General features: G+C 74.3%; 13 protein-coding genes and 1 pseudogene. 5 read left to right on the forward strand and 9 right to left on the reverse strand.

Annotated elements, in window-relative coordinates; all coding sequences use genetic code 11:
- Positions 1–239: 239 nt before the first annotated feature.
- Positions 240–617: pseudogene (locus ACZ6ZT_RS17075) on the reverse strand (MarR family transcriptional regulator); the annotation flags it as partial.
- Positions 618–681: 64 nt separating this feature from the next.
- The gene (locus ACZ6ZT_RS17080) at positions 682–1059 is read right to left on the reverse strand and encodes a VOC family protein (protein WP_469719962.1); all 378 of its coding nucleotides are present in this window, start codon (positions 1057–1059) and stop codon (positions 682–684) included.
- A gap of 100 nt (positions 1060–1159) precedes the next feature.
- On the opposite strand from ACZ6ZT_RS17080, the gene ACZ6ZT_RS17085 reads away from it, so the two are divergent.
- Together ACZ6ZT_RS17085 and ACZ6ZT_RS17090 are read left to right on the forward strand one after the other, a co-directional pair.
- Positions 1160–1507, forward strand: a complete 348-nt coding sequence (locus ACZ6ZT_RS17085; protein ID WP_469719963.1) for a GntR family transcriptional regulator — start codon at positions 1160–1162, stop codon at positions 1505–1507.
- The gene (locus ACZ6ZT_RS17090) at positions 1504–2466 is read left to right on the forward strand and encodes a DUF1648 domain-containing protein (RefSeq protein WP_469719964.1); all 963 of its coding nucleotides are present in this window, start codon (positions 1504–1506) and stop codon (positions 2464–2466) included. Before ACZ6ZT_RS17085 ends, ACZ6ZT_RS17090 begins: the two co-directional genes overlap by 4 nt.
- On the opposite strand, the gene ACZ6ZT_RS17095 is transcribed toward ACZ6ZT_RS17090, so the two are convergent.
- Entirely contained in the window at positions 2451–3200 is a 750-nt protein-coding gene (locus tag ACZ6ZT_RS17095; RefSeq protein WP_469719965.1) for an LppU/SCO3897 family protein, read from the reverse strand. The two genes, ACZ6ZT_RS17090 and ACZ6ZT_RS17095, sit on opposite strands and share 16 nt — an antisense overlap.
- A 307-nt stretch (positions 3201–3507) precedes the next feature.
- On the opposite strand from ACZ6ZT_RS17095, the gene ACZ6ZT_RS17100 reads away from it, so the two are divergent.
- A complete protein-coding gene (locus ACZ6ZT_RS17100) occupies positions 3508–5370 on the forward strand; it encodes an AMP-dependent synthetase/ligase (protein ID WP_469719966.1) in 1863 nt (620 codons plus the stop codon).
- A 92-nt stretch (positions 5371–5462) separates the two neighbouring features.
- Here the strand turns inward: ACZ6ZT_RS17100 and ACZ6ZT_RS17105 are convergent, their stop codons facing one another.
- Both ACZ6ZT_RS17105 and ACZ6ZT_RS17110 read right to left on the reverse strand, forming a co-directional pair.
- Complete coding sequence (locus ACZ6ZT_RS17105) at positions 5463–6626, reverse strand: lipase family protein (RefSeq protein ID WP_469719967.1); 1164 nt, start codon at positions 6624–6626, stop codon at positions 5463–5465.
- Between the two features lie 149 nt (positions 6627–6775).
- Entirely contained in the window at positions 6776–7789 is a 1014-nt protein-coding gene (locus tag ACZ6ZT_RS17110; protein ID WP_469719968.1) for an AraC family transcriptional regulator ligand-binding domain-containing protein, read from the reverse strand.
- Positions 7790–7913: 124 nt separating this feature from the next.
- Here ACZ6ZT_RS17110 and ACZ6ZT_RS17115 point away from each other — a divergent pair, with 124 nt between their 5' ends.
- On the forward strand, positions 7914–9770 hold the full coding sequence (locus ACZ6ZT_RS17115; protein ID WP_469719969.1) for an AMP-dependent synthetase/ligase: 1857 nt from the start codon (positions 7914–7916) through the stop codon (positions 9768–9770).
- Here the strand turns inward: ACZ6ZT_RS17115 and ACZ6ZT_RS17120 are convergent.
- Positions 9767–10954, reverse strand: coding sequence for an aminotransferase-like domain-containing protein (locus ACZ6ZT_RS17120; RefSeq protein WP_469719970.1), 1188 nt, complete (start codon positions 10952–10954; stop codon positions 9767–9769). The two genes, ACZ6ZT_RS17115 and ACZ6ZT_RS17120, sit on opposite strands and share 4 nt — an antisense overlap.
- Before the next feature lie 146 nt (positions 10955–11100).
- On the opposite strand from ACZ6ZT_RS17120, the gene ACZ6ZT_RS17125 reads away from it, so the two are divergent.
- Positions 11101–11958, forward strand: a complete 858-nt coding sequence (locus ACZ6ZT_RS17125; RefSeq protein WP_469719971.1) for a hypothetical protein — start codon at positions 11101–11103, stop codon at positions 11956–11958.
- 133 nt (positions 11959–12091) lie between these two features.
- Here the strand turns inward: ACZ6ZT_RS17125 and ACZ6ZT_RS17130 are convergent, their stop codons facing one another.
- The 3 genes from ACZ6ZT_RS17130 to ACZ6ZT_RS17140 all read right to left on the reverse strand — a co-directional run bounded on the left by ACZ6ZT_RS17130 (position 12092) and on the right by ACZ6ZT_RS17140 (position 14380).
- Positions 12092–12304: a DUF397 domain-containing protein gene (locus tag ACZ6ZT_RS17130; RefSeq protein ID WP_469719972.1), complete on the reverse strand. Its 213-nt coding sequence runs from the start codon at positions 12302–12304 to the stop codon at positions 12092–12094.
- Positions 12305–12484: 180 nt separating this feature from the next.
- Positions 12485–13372, reverse strand: coding sequence for a helix-turn-helix domain-containing protein (locus ACZ6ZT_RS17135; protein WP_469719973.1), 888 nt, complete (start codon positions 13370–13372; stop codon positions 12485–12487).
- A 267-nt stretch (positions 13373–13639) separates the two neighbouring features.
- Positions 13640–14380 (reverse strand): GOLPH3/VPS74 family protein, encoded by a 741-nt coding sequence (locus ACZ6ZT_RS17140; protein ID WP_469719974.1) that lies wholly within the window; start codon positions 14378–14380, stop codon positions 13640–13642.
- Positions 14381–14420: the final 40 nt, after the last annotated feature.

The following is a 14420-nucleotide window of genomic DNA, read 5'->3' on the forward strand; positions in this document are numbered from 1 at the left end:
GGCGGGGCCGGGCTTTCTGCTCAAGAGGACCCGCCGGCCTGCCGAACCGTTCCGCCCCACCCCCCGCCCTTACGTTCCTGTGACACGCACAGCGCGGCACCCCGCACAGGTCCCGGCCCCCGGCCAGCCGGAACGACGGATCCCGCCACCGCCACCCACCACTGTCCGGCCACCCCGCGCTGGGACAGACCCGTGACCCGGAGGATCTTGACCGCGTCCGGGCCGGAGCGCACGGGCCGTCAGGCGAGCGTCCCACCCGCGTTGCGGACCAGGCGCTGGAGCACCTTCACGGTGGTGACGTAGTCCGCGTCATCGATGCCCTCGTGGAGGGCGGCGCGGATCGCGGGGGCGTTGCGCGCGAGGTCGACGCGGGCCCGCTCCCCCTCCTCGGTGAGCCACAGCCGGTCGTCGGCGTCCCGCGACAGCCAGCCGCGCGCCAGGAGCACCTCGGCCTCGGCGGCCAGATCGTCTTCCGGCCGGATGTAGGACGTCATCGCCTCCCGCAGTTCCGGCAGGGTCATGCCCTGGCCGTCCGGCGAGATGTCATGCGCCGAGAGGTTGCGCAGCAGCCAGAACTGGGGCTGGCTGTATCCCTTTTCGGCCTGCCGGGCCCGGGATCAAGTGCGGTTGAGGGCAAGGGGTGCGCGGCGCGGCTCGAACCACCCTCCAGCGCGCCTCCGGTCAGGACGAAGCCCGTTCGGCGGCGGCGCGTTCGACGCAGAACTCGTTTCCCTCCGGGTCCGTCATCGTCACCCAGCCGGTGCCGTCGGGGTTGCGGTGGTCGCCGACGACGGTGGCGCCGAGGGCGACGAGGCGCTCGACCTCCTCGTCGCGGGTGCGGTCCTGAGGCTGGAGGTCCAGGTGGACGCGGTTCTTTACCGCTTTCGCGTCGGGGACGGCGATGAAGAGGAGGGCGGCGCCGGCGGAGGTCACCAGGGCTTCCGGGTCGCCCGGGTGGTCGTCGTCGGAGAGCCGTCCGTCCAGGGCCGCGGCCCAGAATCCCGCCAGGGCGTAGGCGTCGGAACAGTCGAAGGTCACGTGTCGCACGAGAGAGGCCATGCACGGCATGATCGGCCGCCGCCGCGCCGCCGTCCAGCGGTTTCGGGCGGCGGGACCGCTCTGGTGGGGTGGTGGTGATGGTGCTACGTTCAGCAGCACCATGTTGCTGAGGCTGAACACCGCGGACCAGCGTCCGCTGCACGAGCAGGTCGCGAGCGCGGTCCGGCGCGCCATCGCCGAGGGCGCGTGCGTGCCCGGGGACCGGATCCCGCCCGCGCGGGACCTCGCGGGGGCGCTGGGGGTCAACGCCAACACCGTGCTGCGGGCGCTGCGCGCGCTGCGCGACGAAGGGCTGCTGGAGTTCCGGCGCGGGCGCGGGGTGACCGTCGCCGCGGGGGCGGACGGGCGGGCCGGGGTGCTGGAGCGCGTACGGGGGCTGGTGGCGGACGGTGCGCGGCTCGGGTACAGCAAGGCCGATCTCATCGAGCTGATCAGGGAGTTGCCGTGAGGAACCGTACGGGGTGGGGCGTGGCCGGAGTCCTGCTGTTACTGGTGGGCCTGCCGTGGGCGGCGAGCGGGCGGCTGCCGGAGCGGGTGGCCACCCACTGGCCGGCGGGGTCCGGGGGCCCGGACGGGTCGATGCCGCTGTGGGGGGCGGCGCTGGTCCCGGCGGGGGTGTGGGCGCTGGTGGCCGGGGGCGTCGTCCTCGGGCGGCGGTTCGCGGGGGCGGGCGGCTGGGCCGCGGGGACGCTGGCCGGGGCCGGGGTGGGGCTGACGGGGGCGCAGGCCGCGATCGTACGGGCCAACCTCGACCGGGCGGACTGGCGGCAGGCCGGGCCGGTGACGTGGTGGGCCGCGGGGATCGCGGGGGCGGCCGTCCTGGCCGCGCTCGTCGGGGCGTGGGCGGGGCGGCGGGCCGGCGGGGGGCCGGGGCCGGAGCCGGAGTCGGCACCGGTGGCCGCCGGGGCACGGCTGGAGATACCGGACGGGGAGCGGCTCGTGTGGCTCTCCCGCGAGACCAATCCCTGGCTCCGGCTGACCGGGGCCGTCCTGGGGCTGATGGCGCTGGCCGGGGCGCTGGCCGGGCTGGGCGGGCTGACCGGGGCGGGGTGGGCCGTCGCCGGGCCGTGCGGGTGTGCCGCCCTGGCGGTGCTGGCCTGTTCCACGGTCCTGGCCCGGGTGACGGGGCGGGGGCTGGAGGTGGCCTTCGGGCCGCTGGGGCTGCCGGTGCGCCGCTGGCCGGCCGGGTCCATCGAGTCGGCCCGGGCCGAACACCGCACCCCGGCCCAGGCCGGCGGCTGGGGCTACCGCCTCAACGGCCTGGGCGCGACGGTGATGCTGCGCGGCGGCACGTGCCTCGTGGTCCGGGCGCGGGGCCGCGACTTCGCGGTGTCCGTACCCGACGCGGAGCGCGGCGCGGCGCTCCTGAACGCCCTTGTCGCGCGGCGGGGTCAGGAGCGGGAGTAGGAGCCGAGACCGATCAGGCAGTAGACGTACTGGTTGATGACGCTGCCGTTGAGGGTGTAGCGGTACGAGAACGCGTACTCCGTGTCCGGATTGCTCTTGCACTGCTCCATGTCGGAGGAGAAGGGGAACCTCTCGATCACCTTGTAGTGCGCGTCGGAGGCCGAACAGGACACCTCGTCCACGTTGTCGACCTTCTGGGCCGTCTCCGAGTCCGGGAGCCGTCCGTTGAGGCAGGTGCCCTTGTCGAAGGGGGTCGGCTCGGCGGTGGTGGGGGCGGGGGCCGGGAGGGCGGGGAGCGTCGGCTGGGCCGGTAACGCCGGCTGTGCCGGCCTGGTCGGCTCGTACGTGTACGTGGGGGTCTCGTACGGGGTGGTTGCCGGGCTGGAGTAGGTCGGGGTCGAGGAGGCCGAGTTGTGGGAGTCGTCGCCGCTGTCGTGGTTGGTCACGACCACGGCGACGATCACGGCCGCGGCGGCCCCGAGGGCCAGGAGGCAGCCCAGTGCCCCCGCCTTCTTCCTGGGCGGCGCGGCGGGCGTCACGGGCGCCGCCCCGGTGGCGGTGACCCGGACGCGGATCAGGACCTCGTTGTCGCCGAAGCGGGCCCGGACGAGGTCGCCGTCCCGCGAGGGCGGAATCCGTACGCGGGCGGTCCCGTTGGGCAGGGAGACGGTGACGACGGCGCCCTCGGCGGCCTGCTGCGGGGTGAGCTCCCACTGTATTTCCTGTGACGGCACCGGACGCTCCTCACGGTGGACGGAAGTACGGAAGCCGTCCGACCGGCCCCCGCGAGGGATTCTCCCCGCCGCCCCCACCCTGACGCAGCCGTTCCGCCCCGCTGTTGCCGTGCGGTGACCGTGTGGTGGCGTGCGCGTCGCACGGCGCGGGCGGCGGCGGAGGCGGATCCCGGCCGTGCGGAGGGGTGGGCGGGGGTGTGGGCTCGGGGTGGGAGGTGGGTGAAGAAGCTGGTCGGGGGGTGGTCGGGGGCGGTTACCCGTGCGTAGATTACCGGCGGTAACTCCGTAGCGACCGAGGAGAGCAGCCGTGGAAGCCGAGCCGAGACCGGTCGAGCCCGTCAAGACGACCATCGCCGGGGTGGTGCGCGAGGTGGCGGTGCCCGCCCTCGCCGGGGTGCCCGCGAGCGGCTCGCTCGGGGACCTCCCCTTCGAGAACGCCCGCGAGGCCCCGCACGAGCCGGTGCTCGCCCGCAAGGAGCGGGACGGCAGCTGGCGGGACGTCACCGCCGCCGAGTTCGCCCGCGAGGTGCTCGCCGTCGCCAAGGGGCTCATCGCCGAAGGGCTCCAGGAGGGCGACCGGCTCGCCATCATGGCCCGGACCACCTACGAGTGGACGCTGCTGGACTTCGCCGGCTGGGCCGCCGGGCTGGTCACCGTACCGGTCTACCCCACCTCCTCCGTCCACCAGGCGCGCTGGATCCTGCACGACTCCGGGGCCGTGGCCTGCGCCGTCGAGGACACCGTGCAGGCGCGCCTGATCAGCGCCGAACGCGGCAACCTGCCCGGGCTCGCGCACCTGTGGGAGTTCGACACCGGCGCCGTCGCCCGGCTCGTCAAGGCCGGCGAGCACCTGCCCGACGCGATCGTGCACGCGCGCAGGTCCACCCGTACCCCGCAGTCCGTGGCCACGCTCGTCTACACCTCCGGCACCACCGGACAGCCCAAGGGCTGCGTCCTGACCCACGGCAACTTCTACGCCGAGGTCGACAACGCGGTGGAACTCCTGCACCCGGTGTTCAAGTCGGTCACCGACGACCCCGCCTCCACCCTCCTCTTCCTGCCGCTGTCGCACGTCTTCGGCCGCATGGTCGCCGTCGGCTGCATGCGCGCCCGCGTCAAGCTCGGCCACGCGCCGAGCATCGCCACGGACGACCTGCTCGCCGACCTCGCCGGCTTCCGGCCGACGTTCCTGCTGGCCATCCCCTACGTCCTGGAGAAGGTGCACAACACCGCCCGCGCCACCGCCGAGAAGATGGGACGGGCCGCCTCCTTCGACCGGGCCGCCCGCATCGCGCAGAGCGTCGGCGAGGAGCGCAGCCGGGGCCGGCGGCCGTCGATGGCCCTGCGGGCCGCGCACGCGCTGTACGACCCGCTGGTCTACCGGCGCATCCGGGCGGCGCTCGGCGGGCGCGTGCGCTACGTGCTGAGCGGCGGCTCCCCGCTCGGCCGGCGCCTCGCCGCCTTCTACACCGGCGCCGGCATCGAGGTCTTCGAGGGCTACGGGCTCACCGAGACGACCGCCGCCTCGACCGTCACCCCGCCGCTGCGCCCCCGGCTCGGCACGGTCGGCTGGCCGCTGCCGGGCACGGCGGTGCGCATCGCCGACGACGGGGAGGTGCTGCTGCGCGGGGCGCACGTCTTCGCGGGGTACTGGAACGTCGCCGCGCAGCCGCCCGGCGCCTGGCTGCCCACCGGGGACATCGGCGAGCTCGACGCCGACGGGTACCTCACCATCACCGGCCGCAAGAAGGACATGATCATCACCTCCGGCGGCAAGAACGTCGCCCCGGCGCCCCTGGAGGACTGGCTGCGCGCCCATCCCCTCGTCGGCCAGTGCATGGTGATCGGCGACAACCGGCCGTACGTCACCGCCCTCATCACCCTCGACCCGGACGGGCTGGCCCACTGGCGGCAGATGAACAAGCGCCAGGGCGTCCCGATCCGCGAGCTGATCACGGACGAGGCCCTGCTGGCGGAGCTCCAGCGGGCGGTGGACGAGGCGAACGCGCTGGTCTCGCGGGCGGAGTCGATACGCCGCTTCGCGGTTCTGCCCGGGGAGTTCACCGAGGCGCGGGGCCACCTGACGCCGTCGATGAAGCTGCGGCGCGGCGCGGTCGCCCGGGACCACGCACGGGAGATCGAGCGCCTGTACCGGCCGCGCGAGCACTGACGCGCGGCGCCGGACCCCTCGCGGGACCCCCCCGGCGGCCCGCACCTGCCCCGCGGGGGCGGTGACGGGCCGCCGGAGGCGGTGGCGGCGGGCTAGCAGTTCGGGTGGGAGGGGCGCCCCGCGAAGCGGTCCGCCATCCAGTTCCCGACCTCCACCGCGTGGGTGATCACCCCGCTGACGTGCTCACCCACCCAGACGGTGTCCCACTGCACGTCCGCGCCCTTCGCGCACCACTCGGCGCGCAACTGCCGCCCCACCGCGTACGGAATGAGCTCGTCGCCCAGCGCGTGGTACTGGTACACCGGCGCGGCCGGGGCCGTCCCGCCGAGCCGGCTCTGGTTCAGCCGGGCCTGCCAGTCCGGCTGCGCGAGCGGGTCGCGCGTGGTCAGGTCGGAGATCCGCTTGAAGGACCCCGCGATGGCGTCGATGGCGACGCAGTTCTCCCGCATCCCGGAGACGAGGGCCTTGCCCGCCGGGTTCAGGTACCCGTCGAGCCCCAGCTCCGGGAAGGCCGCGTCCTGCCCGGCCGCCGCCATGAAGATGAGCCCGGAGCCGTACGAGCCGTCGTTGGCGGCGGCCACCTTCAGCAGGTCCGCCGGGACCCCGCCGGTCGCCGTGCCCTTCACCTTCAGCTCCGGCGCGTACGAGCCCTGCAGCTCGGCCGCCCAGCTGCTGGCCTGGCCGCCCTGCGAGTAGCCCATGATCCCGACCGGGGTGTCCGGCCCCAGCCCCGTCCCGGGCAGCCGGATCGCGGCGCGGGCGGCGTCGAGCATGGCGTGGCCCGCCGAGGGGCCGACGGTGTACGTGTGGACGCCCGGAGTGCCGAGGCCCTCGTAATCGGTGACGACGACGGCCCAGCCGCGCAGCGTGTACTGCTGGATGAGGTTGGCCTCCATGGCGGTGCCGTACGGGAGGTTGTTGCTCGGGGCGCAGGAGTCGCCCATGCCGACGGTGCCGACGGCGTACGTGATGAGCGGGCGCGGGCCGGTGCGGCCGTCCTGCGGGACGATGACGGTGCCGGAGACGACGTTCGGGGCGCCGTCCGCGGTGGTCGAGCGGTACTGGACCTTCCACGCCCGGGTGTTGGTGGGCTGACCCGGCAGCGGGTGGAAGGCGGAGGGGGCGCTGGCGACGAGGTCGCCGGGCCGGGCGGCGGCCGCGCCGTCGGCCGCGCGGGCGGTGGTCGCGGGGATCCAGGCCGAGACGGCCAGGGCGGCCACGGCGGCCAGGGCGGTGCCGGTGCTTCGGATGCGCATGGGCGGCTCTCCCGGGGGTCCGAGTGGGGGTGGGTGAAGCGAAGGTAGTGACCGACCAGTCGGGATGTGGCTGACCGGGCAGCTCACCTTTCCTGACCCGGCCTCCCACGGAGCCGTCCTGGGCCGGGGCGTGGGCGGATGGCGGCGGGTCAGCCGCCGGAGGCGATGCGGTACGCGCCCGGGGTGGTGCCCGTCCAGCGGCGGAAGGCGCGGTGGAAGGCGGTGTCCTCCGAGAAGCCGAGGCGGGCGGCGAGTTCGGCGATCGGCTCCCGGCTCTCGGCCAGCCCCGCGATCGCCGCGTCCCGCCGTACGTGGTCCTTCAGCTGCTGGAAGGACGTGCCGTCCGCGCGCAGCCGGCGCCGCAGCGTCGCCGGGGAGACGGCCAGGCGCGCCGCGACCTCCCCCAGCTCCGGCAGCCGGGGCGACTCCCGCAGCCGCTGGGTCAGGCTCCGGCGGACCTGTTCCTCGACCGTGGTCCCGTACTCGGGGCGCGAGAGCAGGTCGAAGGGGGCCCGGCGGAGCATCGCGTCGAGCTCCGCCTCGTCCCGTACCAGCGGCGCGCCCAGCCAGTGCGCGTCGAAGACCGCCCCGGTCAGGTCCGCGCCGAAGCCGAGGGGGCAGGCGAAGAGGGTGGCGTACTCGTCGGCGTGCGGCGGCGGGGGATAGGCGAAGGAGGCCTGGAGCAGCGGGATGCGGCGGCCGATCAGCCAGCTGCTCAGCCGGTGCCAGATGGCGAGGACGCACTCGCTGAGGAAACGTTCCTCGTCCCCGTCGAAGGCATTGCGCACGGTGAACCGGGCCCGGCCGTCCCCGGTGACGTCCAGCGCCAGCTCCGGCCCGCCCGGGAACAGCCCGTAGAAGGCCGCGGCCCGCTCCACGGCCGCCCCCAGGTCGCGGCAGCCCAGACAGGCGTGGCCCATCATCGCGAAGGTGCCCGGCCGGCTCGGCACGGCGGACAGCCCGAGGAACTCGTCCTGCGTGGCCCGGTACAGCGCCCGGAAGAGGCGCGCGAACTGCGCGGGCGTGACCCGCGCCCGGCCGTCGCCCAGCAGCAGCGGCGGGATCTGCGCCTCCTGGAGCAGGGGCACCAGGTCGAAACCGCCGCGCCGCGCCCCCGCGAGCACGGCGCGCACGTGGTGCACGGTGATCGTCCGCCTCCCCATGGCTTCGACGGTAGCCGCAATGAGCGCTGCGGTCAGCGGTGGTGACGCTTCCGGTCATGCCGCAGCGGGCCGGCGGGTGCCTAGCGTCGGGGGACGGGGACCACCTTTCTCGGGAGGGCACGCGATGGAGGCCTTGGACGGTCGGCCGGGCACGCTGGCGGAGTTCACGCGGTGGACCGGGGAACGGTACGGGCCCGCGCCCGCGCTCCGCTTCCGTACGCCGGAGGGCGGGTGGCGCACGCGCAGCCACGCGGAACTCGCCGCGTCCGTACGGCGGGTGGGCCGGGAGCTGCTCGAACTGGGGGTCCTGCCCGGGGAACGGGTCGCGGTGCTCGCGGAGACCCGGCCCGAGTGGACGTACGCCCACTTCGGGATCCTCGCGGTGGGCGCGGTGCTCGTGCCGGTGTACCCGACGGCGGGGGAGGAGGAACTGGCCTGGGTCCTCTCGGACTCCGAGGCGGTCCTCGCCGTCTGCGAGGACGCCGCCCAGGCGGCCCGCGTCGAGGCCCTGCGGCCGAAGCTGCCGGCGCTGCGGGAGGTCCTGCGCATGGACGAGGCGACGTGGGCGGAACCGGCCGCCGGGCAGCCCGCCGCCGGGCAGCCGGCCGCCGGGCAGCCGGCCGCCGGGCACTCGGCTGACGCACGCCCCGACGCCGGGTGTTTCGCCGCCGGGAACGCCCTGCTCGCCGGCCTGGCCGCGGCCGTGGGCCCCGGTGACGACGCCGCCATCGTCTACACCTCCGGCACCACCGGCCTGCCCAAGGGGTGCCGGCTCACCCACGGCAACTTCGGGGCCGTCCAGGACGCCACGCTCCCGCTGACCCGGGGCGGACCGGGGAACTCCACGTACCTGTACCTGCCCCTCGCACACCTGCTGGCGCAGCTGATCCAGTTCACCACCCTCCTCCAGGGCGGGGAGCTCTGCTACTTCGGCGGCCGCGTCGAGGACGTGGTCGGAGAGCTGGCCGAGGCGCGGCCCACGCACCTGCCCTCCGTACCCCGCCTGTTCGAGAAGGTGCACGCGGTGGTGCAGGCCCTCGCGGCGGGGACCGAGGGCGGCCCGGAGCGGTTCGAGGAGGCCGTACGGCTGGGCCTGCTGGCGGCGGACGGCCGGCTTCCGGAGGCGGACCGGGCCGCGTACGAGGCGGCGCGGGAGTCCCTCTACGGGCCCGTCCGCGCCGCCTTCGGGGGCCGGCTGCAATGGGCCCTGACCGGCGGCGCCCCCATCGCCCCCGCCACCCTGGACTTCCTGCGCGCCTGCGGCATCAGCGTCTTCGAGGGCTACGGAATGACCGAGTCCGGCGGGGTCATCAGCCTCAACCACCCCGGCGCCGTCCGCCCCGGCACCGTCGGCCGCCCCGTCGCGGGCTGCGAGGTCCGCATCGCCGCCGACGGGGAGGTGCTCGCCCGGGGCCCGATGGTCTTCCCCGGCTACCACGCGAACCCCGCCGCGACCGCCGAGGCGCTCGACCCCGACGGCTGGCTGCACACCGGGGACCTCGGCGCGCTCGACGCCGACGGCTTCCTCTCCCTCACCGGCCGCAAGAAGGAGCTGATCATCACCTCGGCCGGCAAGAACATCACCCCGACCGAGGTGGAGTTCGCCGTCCAGGCCGCCTCCCCCTGTATCTCGCGGGCCGTCCTCATCGGCGACCGGCGGCCCCACCCGGTGGCCCTGATCACCCTGGACGCCGCCGAGGTCGCCGCCTGGGCCGCCCGGGAGTCCCTCGACCTGGGGGCCGCCCCCGGCTCCCACCCGGCCGTACGGGCCCTGGCCGCCGCGGCCGTGGCCACCGCCAACGCCACCGTCTCCCGGCCGGCCCGGATCCGCGCCTTCCGGGTCCTGGACGAGGAGTTCTCCATCGCCGCCGGGACGCTGACCCCCACCCTGAAGCTCCGCCGCCGCGCCGTCGCCGAGCGGTACGCCGCCGAGATCGACGCCCTGTACGAGGACGGGGGCGGGGACGGGGGCGCCGCCTAGGCCCAGGCCCGGCGCAGCCGCCCGAGACCCTCGGTGATCTCCGCCGGGGTGTGGGTGGTGAACGACAGGCGCAGCGTGCGCGGGTCGGGGGCGCCGGTGAAGAACGGCGCCCCCGGCACGAACGCCACGTCGTGCGCGACGGCCGCCTTCAGCAGGGCCGACGCGTCGTGCCCGGCCGGGAGCCGGGTCCAGACGAACATGCCGCCCTCGGGGCGGTTCCACTCCGAGCCCGCCGGGAGCGCCCCGCCCAGTCCCGCCAGCAGTGCGTCGCGCCGGGCCCGGTAGGCCTCCCGGACCCGGGCGACGTGGGCGTCGAGGTCGGCGGCGCCGAGGTAGTGGGCGGCGGCCAGCTGGTCCACCGTCGAGGTGTGCAGGTCGGCCGCCTGCTTGGCGACCACCGCCGCCCGGCGCAGCGCCGCCGGGGCGCGCAGCCAGCCCAGGCGCAGCCCGGGGGCCAGCACCTTGGAGAAGCTGCCGAGCAGGGCGGTGCGGTCCTCGGCGCCCGGGTGCGCGGCGAGCCAGCGCCGGGGGGAGCCCTCGTAGCGCAGTTCCCCGTACGGGTCGTCCTCCACCAGCCACAGGCCGAGCCGCGCCGCGGTCCGGGCCACCTCCGCCCGGCGTTCTCCCGGCAGGGTGCGGCCGGTCGGGTTCTGGAAGGTGGGGACGGTGTAGAGCAGCTTCGGCCGCTCCCGGGCGGTGATCTCGGCGAGGGCGTCGGGCAGCAGCCCCTCCCCGTCGCAGGGGACGGGCACGACCCGGGCTCCGGCCAGGCCGAAGCACTGGAGGGCCGCCAGGTAGGTGGGGTTCTCGACGAGCACGGTGTCGCCGGGTTCCAGCAGGGTGGCGGCGAGCAGGGTGAGGCCCTGCTGGGAGCCGGTGGTGATCAGGACGTCCCCGGCGTCGGTGGCCAGCCCCCGGGCGCGCAGCCGGTCGGCGACCGCCTCGCGCAGCTCGGGGGCGCCCTCGGTGGTGGAGTACTGGAGCGCGCGGGCGGCGCCGGGCCCGCCGAGGACGGCGTCGTAGGCGGCGCGCAGTCCGGCGGTGTCGAAGAGTTCGGGGGCGGGCAGGCCCCCGGCGAACGAGATCACCCCGGGGCGTTCGGTCAGCGCGAGGATCTCCCGTACGGGCGAGCCGCCCACCGAGGTCGCGCGGGCGGCGAAGGGCGGCGGGGCGGCGATCGGCACGGGGACTCCTTCGGGGGGCGGGTGCGGCGCAGCCTAACGGCGAGAAGATGTAGACGGCACCTACTGTCCACGGAGTGGGCGGCGGCCGGGGAACGCGGCCCGTCCGCCCCCTCCACAACTGACGCTGCATCAGATAGACCGGTGCCATGACCACAGACGCGAACGACACCCCGCCGGACACCCGGGCCGGGGACTACGCGGAGCTGGCGGCCGTCGGCCCGTACGGGGTCCGCCCCGGCCACGCCCTGATCACGATGGTGGAACCGCACCCGGGCCACGAGTACGCGTACAACCGCTGGTACGAGGACGACCACTACTACGCGGGCGCCATGGCCATGCCCTGGATGTACGCCGGCCGCCGCTGGGTCGCCACCCGCGACCTCCGGGAACTGCGCTACCCGGAGAAGTCGGCGGTCGCCCAGCCCGTCACCGCGGGCTGCTACCTGTCCACGTACTGGGTGACCGAGGGCCGCTACGACGAGCACATGAAGTGGACGGTCGCCGTCAACAAGCGGCTCAACCGCGACGGCCGCGTCTACCAGGACCGGACGCACGTCTTCACGGCCTTCCAGGACCACGAGGCGACCGTCTACCGCGACGGGGCCGCCGGACCGCGGGACTTCCACGCGCTGGACCACCCGTACGCCGGGCTCGTCCTCCAGGTCGTCGACGCCGAGGGCCCCGCGCAGCGGGCCGAGCTGCTGGAACGGCTGCGCTCGCGGATCCTGCCGCGGCGGCTGGCCGGCTCACCGGCGGCGATGGTCACCGTCTTCCGGCCGACGCCGCTGCCCGGCGATCGGATGACCTACGTCAAACAGGTCGAGGGGGTCGACACCCGGCTCACCCTGCTGTGGTTCCTGGAGGCCGATCCGCGTACGTGCTGGGACCGCTTCCAGGGGCTCGACGCCGAGGTCGCGGAGTCGGGGCCGGGCCGGGTGGAGCTGGTCGCGCCGTTCGTCCCGACGGTGCCGGGGACCGACCGGTACGTGGACCGGCTGCGCTGAGGGACACCCTGTCCGCCGGGGGGGCGCCGTACCGTCCGGACATGACCGAGCCCCCTCGGCCAGGACGGCGGACCGGTCGAGAGGGCTTCAGTCAGTGGTACGGGAAGGGCTGTCGGGTGGGGGGCCGAAACGTTCAGGCGAGGCGCCCCGACCGGCCCTCGGTGACGTCGGCGACGAAGGAGGTCCACGACGCCGGCGCGAAGCTGAGGGAGGGGCCGTCCTGCACCTTGGAGTCGCGGACCGCGATGGCCTCCATGACGGGGGACTTGACCTCGACGCACGCGCCGTTTCCGCCGGAGTAGGAGGACTTGGTCCAGATTTCCGTGGCGCCCTGACGAATAGCCATGTTTTTCTCCGGTTCAGCGAGTAGTTCCGGTTTCGTGCCGGTCCATTCCCTGACCGACGTGATCGACGCTACCGGCACCTCCCGAGGGCTGAAGGAGGCATTCACTCGACCGGGTGGCATATTCAGTTCAGGCCTTCTGTGGCCGGGGACCGACGGTGTACCGTATCGGCCCCCCGGCCGTCACTTGGACGTTTTGCCGGCGTAATGGTCGATGATCTCCGAGATGAACCGCCTGGTCTGGTCGACGTTGAGGGCCTGGGCCCGCAAGTGCTCGTACATCACGCTGTACTTCTGGACGTCGTTCGCCTTCTCCAGGTACAGGTCGCTCGTGACGCCCTCGATGTACACGACCGTCGAGTCCGAGGCGTCCGGGAATTCGAGGATCGCGTACTGCCCGTTCACCCCCGGATGCGCGCCCATCGTGAAGGGCATCACCTGCACCGTGATGTACGGCTGCTGCGATTGCTCTATCAGGAATTCCAGCTGCCGGATCATCAACTGCGGGTCGCCCACGTGCCGGCGCAGCGCCGCCTCGTCGATCACCGCCCACAGGCGCAGCGGTCCGACGTCCGGGTTGTTGTTGTCCGTCTCCGAAAGCCGCTTCTGGCGGTGCATGCGGACCTGGACGCGCTTGTCCACGTCGGCCGGAGCCGTCTCCGGCAGCGCGCCGCGGATGAGGGCCTGGGCGTACTCCGGGGTCTGGAGCAGGCCGGGGACCATCTGGGGCTCGTACGTACGCAGGCTGGCGGCGTCGGTTTCGAGCCCGATGTAGACGCTGTACGGGATGTCCCCGAAGGCGTGCCACCAGCCCTGCTGGCGCGAGTCCTTGGCCATCTGCATGAGCGAGTCGACGAGCCGGGGGTCCTCCACCTCGTACACCTCGCACAGGTCGCGTACGTCGCGCTGGCTGATGGACCTGCGGCCGTTCTCCAGCCGGCTGATCTTCGACTGGGAGACGAGGAGGCGTTCGGCGACCTGCTCGGCCGTCATGCCCTTGTCCTCGCGGAGCTTGCGCAACTCCATGCCCAGTCGGCGGCGTCGGACGGTGGGATTGACATTGGACGCCACGGGGACGGCACCTCCGCCTTCTTCTGTCGCTGTCTCTCTGCGTGTCTGCTGTTCAGCAGACTGCCACCGAAGGGTGCGACGGCGCTGGGGAACGCCGTGGATCGACGGCGATCTCCCGGAAAACGCGGCACGCGGGGTGGCGGAACCGGCTCACCGGTCCCACCACCCCGCGTGCGGGCGGTGCGTGTCGTGCGGGTGGTGCGGGTGGTGCTGGTGTGCGCGTCGTACGGGTGGTGCGTGTCTTACGGGTGGTGCGGGTGCCGCCGGTCAGTGCGCGGCCGCGCGGGCCATCGCACCCGTCCGGCGCGGCTGCAGCGGTACCGCGCCGCCCGCCGTGGCCCGGACGGGCGCCGGGGCCGGGGCCCGGTCCCGGCGCGGCTGGGCGGCCACACCGTTCTGGACGTCCATCACGGCGTGCGCCACGAGACCGCCCATCGGGTCGTGCCGGATCAGGTCCCGCAGCCGGGATCTGGACGAGCGCCCCTCGTTGCCGGGGTACAGGTGCTTGCCGAGTCCGACCGCGTGGGCCAGTGCGGCGAGCGCCGCGGTCCGCGGGTCCGGCGGTACGCCGGTGCGGATCGCACTGTCGAGCCGGGCACGGATCTCCCGGCTGATCGCCGTGTCGGTCGCCTGGTAGCGAGTCGTCGGCAGCACCCCGCACATCTGTCCCGCGACGGCATGGACCATGCCGCAGCGCTCCAGGTGGGCGAGGTAAATCTGGCGGAGCCCCAGCCGGGGTCCGCCGATCCAGTGGACGGCCCGTACCGGGCTGCCGCGCCTGCGCAGCAGTTCCAGTGCGGAGTCCAAAGTCGGATCTCCTGTCGGCCGTGGCATCACCACGGCGATACGATCCCCGTCAGGGGCTATCCGTCCTGCCAGAGCCAGCTCCACTAGCTGTGCCCCGGCCAGGCCGAGGTCGAGCGACTGCGGCTGCGCCGTGGTTCCCGTGGCCGGGTCCAAGGCGAGCAGCAGAAGCTCCTCTGGAATTGTTCTGCGGCTCCTGCCCATCCATGCCTCCCCGCGTGGATGAGTGACAGGGTGACGCCTC

Source organism: Streptomyces sp. NPDC102258 (genome assembly GCF_055584685.1).

Excerpts from the sequence above, each read along its gene's own strand:
- ACZ6ZT_RS17080 (WP_469719962.1), bottom strand. The coding sequence starts at position 1,059 with ATGGCCTCTCTCGTGCGACACGTGACCTTCGACTGTTCCGACGCCTAC.
- ACZ6ZT_RS17085 (WP_469719963.1), top strand. The coding sequence starts at position 1,160 with ATGTTGCTGAGGCTGAACACCGCGGACCAGCGTCCGCTGCACGAGCAG.
- ACZ6ZT_RS17105 (WP_469719967.1), bottom strand. The coding sequence starts at position 6,626 with ATGCGCATCCGAAGCACCGGCACCGCCCTGGCCGCCGTGGCCGCCCTG.
- ACZ6ZT_RS17110 (WP_469719968.1), bottom strand. The coding sequence starts at position 7,789 with ATGGGGAGGCGGACGATCACCGTGCACCACGTGCGCGCCGTGCTCGCG.
- ACZ6ZT_RS17115 (WP_469719969.1), top strand. The coding sequence starts at position 7,914 with ATGGAGGCCTTGGACGGTCGGCCGGGCACGCTGGCGGAGTTCACGCGG.
- ACZ6ZT_RS17125 (WP_469719971.1), top strand. The coding sequence starts at position 11,101 with ATGACCACAGACGCGAACGACACCCCGCCGGACACCCGGGCCGGGGAC.
- ACZ6ZT_RS17130 (WP_469719972.1), bottom strand. The coding sequence starts at position 12,304 with ATGGCTATTCGTCAGGGCGCCACGGAAATCTGGACCAAGTCCTCCTAC.
- ACZ6ZT_RS17140 (WP_469719974.1), bottom strand. The coding sequence starts at position 14,380 with ATGGGCAGGAGCCGCAGAACAATTCCAGAGGAGCTTCTGCTGCTCGCC.